Raw genomic sequence first — 10,998 nt, 5'->3', positions numbered from 1 at the left:
CTCCGGCCGAGCTTGCCGCTCCGGCCAGCCTTATTCCCTAGTCGTTTTTCCGATGCCCGACAACGCCCTGCACGAAACCATCCTGCTGGTTCTGGGCCTGCTGTTTACCATGCTGCTGCTGGTGATGCTGAGCCAGAAGCTGCGCATCTCCTATCCCATCTTCCTGGTGCTGGCCGGGCTGGCCCTGAGCTTCGTGCCGGGCCTGCCGCTCATCGTCATCGACCCCAAGCTGATCTTCCTGATCTTCCTGCCCCCTTTGCTCTACCAGGCCGCTTGGGAAACTTCCTGGCAGGACTTCTGGCGCTGGCGGCGGCCCATCGGGCTGCTGGCTTTCGGGCTGGTATTTTTCACTTCCACCATCGTGGCCTACGTCTCGCGGGCCATGATTCCGGGCTTCACCCTGTCGCTGGGCTTTCTGCTGGGGGGCATCATCTCGCCGCCCGACGCGGTGGCCGCCACCTCGGTGCTCAAGGGCATCAAGGTGCCGCGGCGCGTGACCAGCATCCTGGAGGGCGAAAGCCTGATCAACGACGCGAGCAGCCTCATCGTGTTCCGGTTTGCGCTGGCCGCGGTGGTGTCGGGCACCTTCTCCTGGCAGGAGGCAGCTACCAGCTTTCTGCTGGCCAGCGTGCTGGGACTGGGCATCGGCCTGGCGGTGGCCCAGGTCTTCTACCTCATTCACCGCTACCTGCCCACCACGCCCAGCATCAACACGGTGCTCACCTTCCTGGCGCCCTACGTGATGTATTTGCTGGCCGAGGAATTTCACTACTCGGGCGTGCTGGCCGTGGTGGGCGGCGGCCTGCTGCTCTCGGCCCGCTCGCACCGGGTGTTCGACGCCGACACCCGCCTGCAGGCCAACAGCGTGTGGGCCAGCGTGGGCTTCGTGCTCAACGGGCTGGTCTTCATTCTCATCGGCCTGGAGCTGCCCGTAGCGGTGGCGGGGCTGGGGGGCTACTCGCTCAGCCAGGCCATTTTCTACGGCCTCACCATCAGCGTTATCGTCATCCTGATTCGCCTGCTGTGGATGTACCCGGCCGCGTTTGTGCCGCGCTGGCTGAGCCGCCGCATCCGCACGAGCGAAACCAGCCCGGGCTGGCAGGGCCCGCTCATCATTGGCTGGGCCGGCATGCGGGGGGTGGTGTCGCTGGCCTCGGCTTTGTCGGTGCCCCTGCTGCTTTCCGACGGGCAGGCGTTTCCGCAGCGCAACCTGATTCTGTTCATCACCTTCGTGGTCATCCTCGTTACGCTGGTGTTCCAGGGCCTCACGCTGCCGGCCCTGATTCGCTTTACCGGCGTGGCCGCCATCGAGGAAAGCATGCCGGCCGAAGAGCAGGAAGCCGGCATTCGGCTGCGCCTGCGGCGGGCGGCCCTGGCCCACCTCGACCGGCACTACGAGGCCGACATGCGCGACAACGAGCTGATCGGGGCGCTGCAGCACCGCATGCAGGCCGAGGCCCAGCGCACCGGCAACCTGCTCGAAGCCCTCGACTACGACGAATCGAAGCGCCGGGCCCTGCAACGCTACCACCAGGTGCTGCTCGACGTGCTGCGGGTGCAGCGCGAAGAGCTGTTTGTGCTGCGCCGCGAAGACGTGTTCGAGGAAGAGATGCTGCGCCACCAGGAAGCCCAGCTCGACCTCGACGAAGCCAAGATCAGCCACATGCCGCACTAGCGGGGCGGCCCGCAAACTACCAAGGCTTTTCCGCGCTGTTGTTGGCCGTCCTGCTGAGCCCAGTCGAAGCATCTCTACCGAACAGAGAAGCGGTAGAGATGCTTGCCTAACGGCAACCTTCGGCTGCGCGGGGCCGGTCAGGCACTCCTAAGCAGGGGCGCCCAAGCCAGGGCGGACAACCGTTCCCAGGGGGGCTAGGGGGTGCTCCACCGCTCTTTTGACGAGTTGGAGGCGCGCCGCCGCACTCCAGGAGCAGGTCTGCTTTCGGCAGGCCCAACGACCCGGGCAGTCGGCGCGGCTTTGTGCCCGCCCCGTAAACAACGCCGCCCGCCCCGGCATACCGGGGCGGGCGGGGCTCCTGCCAGGGACGGGGCTATCAGGCCGGCAGGCTGGCGCGGTGCGCGGCGAGGGCCGCTTTGGCCAGGTTCAGCTCGGCCACCTGCACGGCTACCTGGCGCGCATCCACGGCGAGGCGGAATACGGCCACCGGGCCGTTGCTGTCCAGGGCAGCGGCCAGGTCGCCGCGGCGCTTGACGGCGGCGCGCAGCTCGGCCTCGCGGCGCGGGCGGTAGCGGCTGTCGGCGGCCATGTTGGCCAGTTGGTTGGTGAGGTCGGTAATGTCCTGGTCGAGGATGGTTATTTCCGCGGCCATGTCGGCAGCGCGGATGGTGGCCTTGCCGTCGCGGTGGTCGTAGTTGGCCTGGCGCAACGTCAGGTCATCGATTTCGAGTTGGAGTTCGGTCTGGGCGTCTTCGCACAGGGCCGGCGTGGTGAGTAATTCAAGCGGAAGAGACATACGGGTAAGGGGAAAAAGATGAAAGAATACGCTGGTGCCCCTAGCAGTGGAGCCGGAGTAAGAATAGCAAAAAAACCGGATAAACAATAACATAATCAATATTTTTCCCGGCATAGTACCCCCGACTGGTCGTAGCCCAGCTCAGCCGCCCGCGGCGGCTACCAGCGGGGCCAGGGCAGCGGCTTCGGCGTCGAGGGTCAGCAGGCGCAGCACGGCCAGGGCCTGGGCGGCGCGGGCGGCGGGCGTCGGCGCGGCCGCCTGCACGTCGGCGGCCAGCACCGCAAGCCAACGACCAACGTGCGCCTGCTCGGCGGGGTCGGGCAGCGCGGCCGGCCCCAGGGCCGCCTGCAGCTGAGCCAGGCCCCACTCGCGCCGCTGCTGCAAGGCGGCACCCTTGCCGGCCTGGTGCAGCTGCCAGCGCAGCCGCGAGGCCTGGGCCAACACCTGCGCCTGCCGCCAGCGCAACGGGGCCAGGGGCAGCGCCGCGCCGAAATCGGGCAGCTCGACTACCGGCGGCGGGGGCAGCGGCGCGGCGGCGAAGCGGGGTGCAACCGGCCCCTGCCCCGTGGGCGGAGGCAGCAGGTCGCCCAGGCGGGTGAGGCGCTGCTCCACCGGCCGGGAGGGCCGGCGCCGGCCGGCTTCGACCTTGGCCACGAGGCTGGCACTCACGCCCAGGTAGCGAGCCAGCTCGGCCTGCGCCAGGCCGAAATGGGCCCGAATGGCGGCTTCGAGGGTGTTGGAGGGAAGGGCAAGGGTAAGGGCGCGGGCCACGGGCAAGAGTTGTCCAGAACTACCCAAAAAATACGCGGTTCTGGACAAGATTAGTCCGGAACGGTCGATTTTTTTGGTGATTCTGGACAAGCCGTGGAGCGGCCTCAACCGCAGGCTACTCCCCGCGGCCGATGCCGCTGACCGCCGCACAAGGGTCAGGCGCCGCGCTGGGTGCGGAAGTTTTCGATGCGGGGCCACCACTCGGGTTGCTTGGGTAGGTGCAGCGCCTGGCCGGCAAACTGCCGGATGCCGTGCGCCTCGCCGGCCAGCTCGCCAAAGCCCTCGGCCAGGCGCACGCGGTAGTCGTCGTCGACCCACAGCAGCCGGCGGTCGAAGGCGCGGTGCAGGGTGGGCGTCAGGGCCAAGCCGTTGGGCAGGGTGTCGTCGTGGCTCACGGCCCAGGGCACGATGTGGCAGGCGTCGAGCAGGGGGTTGGGCGCCGAGCCGCGGGTGCTCACCAGCTTCAGCCCCGAAATGGCGCAGGTGTGGTCATAGGCCGCGAGCACCACGCGCTTGAACAGGCCGCTGCGCACGGCCACGTCCAGCTCGTCGGCGGCGGCGACGTGGGTGCGGTAGAGCGCGGCGGGCTCCTGCAGCATCTGCTGCTGAATGGCTTGCACGGCCGCGGCCCCGGCGGTGGGCTGGTAACGGGCGCGGGTGTGGGGAAAGTAGCGCCCTAGCAGGGCCTGACGCAGCTCCTCGCGGGCGGCGGGCTGCTGCAGCTGGGCCCACAGCTCGGCGTCGAGAAAGGCGTAGTCGACGGTTTCGCGCAGGCTGCGGAAGCTCTTGACCGAGCGAGAGGCCGTGAGCAGCACTTCCAGCCCCGGCCGGGTGCGTAGGTGCCAGAACTTGTCGCCCGAGAGGTGGTAGAAGGGCAGCGAGAAGTCGTTGGCCTTGAAGAGAGCCGAGGCACTCAGGGCGCCGCAGAGGCTGCGGAAGGCGGCCAGCAGCTCGGGGGTGATGTAGATGCGGTTGCCGAGGATGCTGCCGTCCTCGATGCCGTCGAGCACGGCCAGCAGCAGGGCCGGCTTGTAGGGGGCCTCGCCGTGCTGGCGGCTGGAAGCTACGCGCAGGTGGGTGAAGCGGTGGAGGTAAAGGCTTACAAGTGACCCGCGCACGTTACCGAATGGCTGTGATATGTGATTATCAAAAAAGCCAACCCTTAAATAGCAAGCTATTCTATTGGTATTGCCATTTAGCGGTAAAGCACCGGATTTCGCATGCTGGTTCTCCCGCGAGAAAATTTCCCTGTTTTGTGACAGTAGCGCTCAGGGTAATCATAGTCGCCGTATTCTGCCCAAACCCGATAAGCTTGGTAACTCAATGGCCGCTCCAAGTTGAATGGTATAGGTTCGCCTGTTCTGATGCAATAACCCATTTCGGGCTTGGCATTTTTTGTTTCCACCCTTCTTTCATTGAATTTCTGGGGAGTTGGGTTAGGGCTTGCGGCTTCCACTTCAGCCCGGGTTGGTCGAGCAGTTGAAGTAATGTCTTGCTGGAAGTCTAGCTCAAACTTAAAATCTGCTAACCGCCTCTTCTCATAAGTTCGCCCCATGAGTAAGGCTTCAACATTGTCACAGAGCACTTGAGAAGTCATGTAATCTTTCCCACCCAGCAATCCACCTAAAAATTTTGACAGAGCCTTCTGCTTAAACACCGGACGTTTCGCAAAAATAACATCGTGCTCTTTTGCGACACGCATTGCCCCAAAATAAGCTTCATCATCGAGGGTCTTCTTATTTATTGCACTACTCAGCGTGTTCATTAACTCGGAGTGCTCCGTATAAACACCAAACTCAATATTATTTTTAAAAGAAAAGTCGTATAAATTTATTGAAGTAATAACTCCCTTCGTTTCGTTGCCATAGTATTTGGCATGAAGATTAGGCACATACACTATTGTCACATTTGGAAATTGGCAAAAATAACTAATATCCTCTTTACTAACACTACGCGATACATCCCTTTCATTTTTACCAAATACTATTAATATATGCAGCTGCGGATTCCCTTTGTGCTTTTCGAGCAGTTTAGGAAAGTATTGATCTAGTTTGATATAAGGAGACATCAGCACTAATTGATCTTTAGCACTGAATATGATGTCATAGATAACGTCCTCTAACTCTTTGCCGGTAACAAATCGAGCCATAGAAGTAAAGCAGTTGGTTTACTGAAGTGGTTTGGGGCGTTCCAAGTTGTGAAACTTTTGAATCTATTTACTAGCTGCTATAAAAAACAACAGCGTCCAGGTACCTACGCATAGGCACCTGAACCTTATTATCTGGGCTTTCGGCGAGCTTACTCCGCTAGCGCACCCGCCCGGGCTCTACGTCACCTAAGCGCTTTTCCTTAGCCTTCCCTACCTCGGTAAGCAATACTCCCCACCCCGAAATCTTGCGTGCAATCAAGGTTTGCGGGCGGTGGGGCGGCGTGCTTTGCGGCATACCAACTCTTCCTGGGTTATGCAGCATGTTTCGCCCGTTCGCCTGCCCCTGATTACCGGCGGCAAGACCTTGCACGATGTGACCGAAGACGTGGCCCGCCACGTGGAGGCCCGCCCCAACCGGCGCTGGCTGGCCGCGCTGGGCGGGGCGCTGCTGCTGCTGGGCATCTTCTTCTACTCGGTGTACCGCACGCTGTGGTACGGCATCGGGGAGTGGGGCCTGAATAAGACGGTGGGCTGGGCCTGGGACATCACCAACTTCGTGTGGTGGGTGGGCATCGGCCACGCCGGCACGCTTATCTCGGCCGTGCTGCTGCTGTTCCGCCAGAAGTGGCGCTCCTCCATCAACCGCGCCGCCGAGGCCATGACCATCTTCGCCGTCATCTGCGCGGCCATGTATCCCGTGCTTCACCTCGGGCGGCCCTGGCTGATGTTCTGGGTGTTTCCCTTCCAGAACCCATTTGGCTCGCTGTGGGCGAACTTCAACTCGCCCTTGCTTTGGGACGTGTTTGCCATTTCCACCTACTTCTCCGTCTCGCTCGTGTTCTGGTACACGGGCCTGGTGCCGGACTTCGCCACCATCCGCGACCGGGCCACGGGCCCCATCGCGCGCCGCGCCTACGCCCTGTTGAGCTTCGGCTGGAAGGGCGGGGCCAAGCACTGGTCGCGCTACGAGACCGTGTCCTTGATCCTGGCCGGCGTGTCGACCCCGCTGGTGCTGTCGGTGCACACGATCGTGTCGATGGACTTTGCCACCTCGGTCGTGCCGGGCTGGCACACCACCATCTTCCCGCCCTACTTCGTGGCCGGAGCCATCTTCTCGGGCTTCGCCATGGTGCTGACCCTGATGCTCATCACCCGCGTCGTGTTCAAGCTCGAGGACTACATCACCCTGGAGCACATCGCCCTGATGAACAAGATCATGATGATTACCGGCTCGATCGTGGGCGTGGCCTACATCACGGAGTTCTTCATCGCCTGGTACTCGCAGGTGGAGTTCGAGCAGTACGCCTTCATCAACCGGGCCACAGGCCCCTACTGGTGGGCCTACTGGGCCATGATGACCTGCAACGTGATTTCGCCCCAGCTGGTGTGGATCCGCCGCGTGCGCTACTCCATCCCGGCCACGTTCATCCTCTCGATCATCGTCAACATCGGCATGTGGTTCGAGCGCTTCGTGATTATCGTCACCTCGCTGCACCGCGACTACATCCCCTCCTCCTGGGCCATGTTCTCGCCCTCCTGGATCGACATCGGCATCTACGTGGGCACCTTGGGCCTGTTCTTCACCCTGTTCCTGCTCTTTGCCAAGTTCTTCCCCGTCATCAACATGGCCGAGGTCAAAACCATCCTCAAGTACGGCGTCGACAACGGCCCCACCTACGGCGGACCCAACCACGGCGCCGGGGCCGCGCCGGCCCAACGCCAGCCGGACCCGGCCGCCCCGCAGCCCCGGGTGCTGGCCCGGTAGCTGCTTTTGCTTACCCCGCTCCCTCTTCCTTTCTCTGCTATGGTGATTGACCTCCTATTTGGCCTGCTGGTGGTACTGGGGTTTCTGCCCCTGCTCACGGCCTACTGTGCCTACAGCTACGGCCGCTCGTTCTGGCTGTGGTTTGGGCTGGGCGCGGCCCTGCCGCTGCTTTCCTTCGTGCTGCTGGCCCTGCTGCTCCACCGCAAGGAAATGCAGCCCGGCGAGCAGCTGCTCAGCGAAGCCCGCGCCACCCTGGCCGGCGCCGAAGCCGAGGCCCGGGACTTTAACCGGGCAGTGGAGGCGCTCAGCCAGGCCGCCGCTATGGGTGAAGCCCGCCCGGCCGCTGCCCGGGCCCGCCCGGCGTAGCCGCGGCCGGGGCTTTGCTGACCCAGCCCCTGAAACGAAACGCGCCGCCGGAACTGCTTCCGGCGGCGCGTTTACTCAAACTCAGGTTCGCCCTTAGTTCAGGCTGCGGTAGCGCACGCGCTTGGGCTCCACGTCGCCCAGGCGCTTTTTCTTGGCTTCCTCGTAGTCGGAGAAGTTGCCCTCGAACCACACCACCTGCGAGTCGCCCTCGAAGGCCAGGATGTGGGTGGCTAGGCGGTCGAGAAACCACCGGTCGTGGCTGATGATGACGGCGCAGCCGGCGAAGTTTTCCAGCGCGTCTTCCAGCGCCCGGATGGCATTCACGTCGAGGTCGTTGGTGGGTTCGTCGAGCAGCAGCAGGTTGGCGCCCTGCTTGAGGGTAGTGGCCAGGTGCACCCGGTTCCGCTCGCCGCCCGAGAGCGAGCCGACTTTCTTTTCCTGGTCGCCGCCGCGGAAGTTGAAGTTGCTCACGTAGGCGCGGGCATTCACCGGGCGGCCGGCCAGCAGCATGGTTTCGGTGCCGCCCGAAATTGTCTCAAACACCGACTTGTTGGGCTCCAGCGTGTCGTGCTGCTGATCCACGTAGGCCGTCTGCACGGTGGGGCCGACTACGAAGGTGCCCGCGTCGGGCTCGAGCTGGCCGGTGATAAGGCGGAACAAGGTGGTTTTGCCGGCACCGTTGGGCCCGATGATGCCCACGATGCCGCCCTGGGGCAAGGAGAACGAGAGGTTCTCAAACAGCAGCTTGTCGCCGAACGATTTGGTCAGCCCCTCGGCCTCGATAACCTGGGCGCCCAGGCGCGGGCCGTCGGGGATGAACAGCTCCAGCTTCTGCTCCTTTTCCTTGGCATCGGCCGACACCATCTTGTCGTAGCCGGCCAGGCGGGCCTTGCTCTTGGCCTGGCGGGCCTTGGGGGCCATGCGCACCCACTCCAGCTCGCGCTGCAGGGTTTTCTGGCGCTTGCTCTCGGTTTTCTCTTCCTGGGCCAGGCGGTTCGACTTCTGCTCCAGCCACGAAGAGTAGTTGCCCTTCCACGGAATGCCCTCGCCGCGGTCCAGCTCCAGAATCCAGCCCGCCACGTTGTCGAGGAAGTACCGGTCGTGGGTCACGGCAATGACGGTGCCCTTGTACTGCTGCAGGTGCTGCTCCAGCCACAGCACCGACTCGGCGTCGAGGTGGTTGGTGGGTTCGTCGAGCAAGAGCACGTCGGGCTCCTGCAGCAAGAGGCGGCAGAGGGCCACGCGGCGCTTTTCCCCGCCCGAGAGGTTGCCGATGATGGCGTCGGGCGCGGGGGTGCGCAGCGCGTCCATGGCCCGCTCCAGCTTCGAGTCGAGGTTCCAGGCGTCGAGCTGGTCGAGGCGCTCCTGCACCGTGCCCTGGCGTTCCAGCAGCTTGTCGAAGTCGGGGTCTTCGCCGCCGAAGGCCTCGTTGATTTCCTCGAATTCCTTGAGCAGGGCCACCGTTTCGGCGGTGCCTTCCTGCACCACTTCCAGCACCGTCTTGGTGGGGTCGAGCTGGGGCTCCTGCTCGAGGTAGCCCACTGAGTAGCCCGGCGACCACACCACGTCGCCCTGAATCTGCTTGTCGACGCCGGCAATGACCTTCAGCAGTGAGGACTTACCCGAGCCGTTGAGGCCGAGCACGCCGATTTTGGCGCCGTAGAAAAAGGAGAGGTAGATGTTCTTGAGAACGGTTTTCTGCGGCGGGTACACCTTGGTGACCCCGGCCATGGAGAAAATAATGGTGGGCTGGTCGCTCATGCGGGCAGAAGGGAAAAGAAGTCGGAAAGGCAGCGGTGGCGGCGGGCCCGAAGCCCGGGCTGCAACCGCCCGGCGGCCGGGGCCGTCGGTAGCCACAAAGCTACTGTGCGGGCGCTACAGTACCTTGCCCTACCGGAAGCCAACCTTTGCCCCTTGCCCAACGTTCGGGCAATTCGCGCTTGTTTGGCAGTGATTTTCGGTGCTTCTTTGGAAAACACAAAAGCCGTACATTCGTCCGTTTTTCGCGCTCCTCTCTTCTCTCCGCTCACACCTATTTCCGCCGCTCTATCCCTATGGAACAGCAAGAACACCTGCTGAACCAGGCCCGCCAGTTTGGCTACATCCAAGACGACCAGGTTTGGCTCCGGCCGTTCATGGATTTGCCGGCCCGCCAGGTCGGCCAAGTCAAGGATACCCCTGAGGCTGCCCTTGTTTACTTTGCCCAACGCTTCGAGGCCTTCCGCGCCAAAGTCGACGACCTGCTGGCCCGCATCACCGAATCCGAGAACAAGGGTTCGTTTCTGATGAAAGCCCTGCACCTGAAGGAGCAGATTGCCTCCTTCGACGGGCTGGGCGACTTCGAGGAGCTGCACCGCCGCCTTACCCAGGCCGAAGACGACATTCGCTCCCTGGTGTCGCGCAACCGCGAGAAAAACCTGGCCACCAAGATCAAGATCATCGAGGACGCCGAGGCCCTGCACGACACGGTGGACTGGCAGGGCGGCGCCGACCAGCTCAAGGACCTGCGCCAGGCCTGGATCAAGACCGGGCCGGTCAACAAGGAAGTCACCGATGAAATCGAGCAGCGCTTCCAGGCCGCCGTCGACCACTTCTTCGCCCGCCGCAAAGCCTTCCAGGCCGACAAGAAGGCCATGACCAACCGCGCCTTCGACAAGTACAAGGCGCTGATTCAACGCTCGGAAGCCCTGCAGAACTCCGACGACTGGGAGGGCACCACCCAGAAGCTCAAGCAGCTGCAGCAGGAATGGAAGGACGTGGGCGGCTCGCTGCCCCGCAAGCAGGCCAACGAGCTGTGGACGCGCTTCCGCGCCGCCCACAACCGCTTCTTCGACCGCCTCAAGGACCACATCAGTTCCAAGCGGGTGGAGGCCAAGGACACGTACATGGACGACAACCTGGGCCGCAAGCGCGCCCTGGTGGCCGAGGCCGAGGCCCTGCTGGAGCGCCCCATGAACGAGGCCGTGAGCCGCGCCAAGGAGCTGCAGGCTGCCTGGAAAAAGGTAGGCCCGGTGCGCGGCGAAGAGTCGGACCGGGTGTGGGAGGCCTTCCTCTCGGCCTGCGACCGGATTTTCGAGCTCAGCGCCCTGGAACACTACGTGCGCAAGCGCATTCCGCTGGAAGGCCCCAAGCCCGGCCCGCAGGAGCAGCTGAACCTGCGCCTGACGGCCCTGCGCGACTTCATCAAGTTCGACCGGCAGGAGCAGGCCGTGCTGGAGGAAAACCTGGGCAAGCTCAGCGACGCGCCGGCCAACGAGGCATTCCGCAACATGCTGCAGAGCAAAATCCGCACGTTCGAGCGGAAAATCCGCACCAAAAACGACCTCATGGAACTGGTGCGGCGGCGCTACGCCGGCACGGCCAACATTTCCTGATAGTTTACGTTGGCCGGACATGGCTGCCACGCTGGCACTCCCAAGCCCCGGCTAGATTTTTGTAGGCGCCTGCGCGCTGCTTTTACCCACCTTTTTCGTTCA

At 63.3% G+C, this 10,998-nt stretch carries 9 protein-coding genes; 4 read left to right on the top strand and 5 right to left on the bottom strand.

The window, feature by feature from the left end; translation table 11 throughout:
* The first annotated feature begins 52 nt into the window (after positions 1–52).
* Positions 53–1,675, top strand: a complete 1,623-nt coding sequence (locus tag ACE191_RS14980) for a Na+/H+ antiporter (protein ID WP_400193046.1) — start codon at positions 53–55, stop codon at positions 1,673–1,675.
* Between the two features lie 376 nt (positions 1,676–2,051).
* Here the strand turns inward: ACE191_RS14980 and ACE191_RS14975 are convergent, their stop codons facing one another.
* The 4 genes from ACE191_RS14975 to ACE191_RS14960 form a co-directional block, all read right to left on the bottom strand.
* Positions 2,052–2,471: a hypothetical protein gene (locus tag ACE191_RS14975; protein WP_400193045.1), complete on the bottom strand. Its 420-nt coding sequence runs from the start codon at positions 2,469–2,471 to the stop codon at positions 2,052–2,054.
* A 141-nt stretch (positions 2,472–2,612) separates the two neighbouring features.
* Complete coding sequence (locus ACE191_RS14970) at positions 2,613–3,242, bottom strand: helix-turn-helix domain-containing protein (protein WP_400193044.1); 630 nt, start codon at positions 3,240–3,242, stop codon at positions 2,613–2,615.
* Positions 3,243–3,397: 155 nt separating this feature from the next.
* The gene (locus ACE191_RS14965) at positions 3,398–4,360 is read right to left on the bottom strand and encodes an HNH endonuclease (RefSeq protein WP_400193043.1); all 963 of its coding nucleotides are present in this window, start codon (positions 4,358–4,360) and stop codon (positions 3,398–3,400) included.
* Between the two features lie 77 nt (positions 4,361–4,437).
* Complete coding sequence (locus ACE191_RS14960) at positions 4,438–5,391, bottom strand: hypothetical protein (protein WP_400193042.1); 954 nt, start codon at positions 5,389–5,391, stop codon at positions 4,438–4,440.
* Positions 5,392–5,704: 313 nt separating this feature from the next.
* Here ACE191_RS14960 and nrfD point away from each other — a divergent pair, with 313 nt between their 5' ends.
* Both nrfD and ACE191_RS14950 read left to right on the top strand, forming a co-directional pair.
* Positions 5,705–7,156: an NrfD/PsrC family molybdoenzyme membrane anchor subunit gene (nrfD, locus tag ACE191_RS14955; protein ID WP_400193041.1), complete on the top strand. Its 1,452-nt coding sequence runs from the start codon at positions 5,705–5,707 to the stop codon at positions 7,154–7,156.
* 39 nt (positions 7,157–7,195) lie between these two features.
* Positions 7,196–7,522, top strand: a complete 327-nt coding sequence (locus tag ACE191_RS14950; RefSeq protein ID WP_400193040.1) for a hypothetical protein — start codon at positions 7,196–7,198, stop codon at positions 7,520–7,522.
* 93 nt (positions 7,523–7,615) lie between these two features.
* Here the strand turns inward: ACE191_RS14950 and ettA are convergent, their stop codons facing one another.
* Positions 7,616–9,283, bottom strand: coding sequence for an energy-dependent translational throttle protein EttA (gene ettA, locus ACE191_RS14945; protein ID WP_400193039.1), 1,668 nt, complete (start codon positions 9,281–9,283; stop codon positions 7,616–7,618).
* A gap of 293 nt (positions 9,284–9,576) precedes the next feature.
* Between ettA and ACE191_RS14940 the strand changes: the two genes are divergently transcribed.
* Entirely contained in the window at positions 9,577–10,896 is a 1,320-nt protein-coding gene (locus ACE191_RS14940; RefSeq protein ID WP_400193038.1) for a DUF349 domain-containing protein, read from the top strand.
* Positions 10,897–10,998 lie beyond the last annotated feature (102 nt).

It is taken from the genome of Hymenobacter sp. B81, from assembly GCF_044628455.1.
GTDB lineage: Bacteria > Bacteroidota > Bacteroidia > Cytophagales > Hymenobacteraceae > Solirubrum.
The sequence above is the reverse complement of the archived record's forward strand: the minus strand, read 5'-3'. Positions and strand labels throughout refer to the sequence as shown.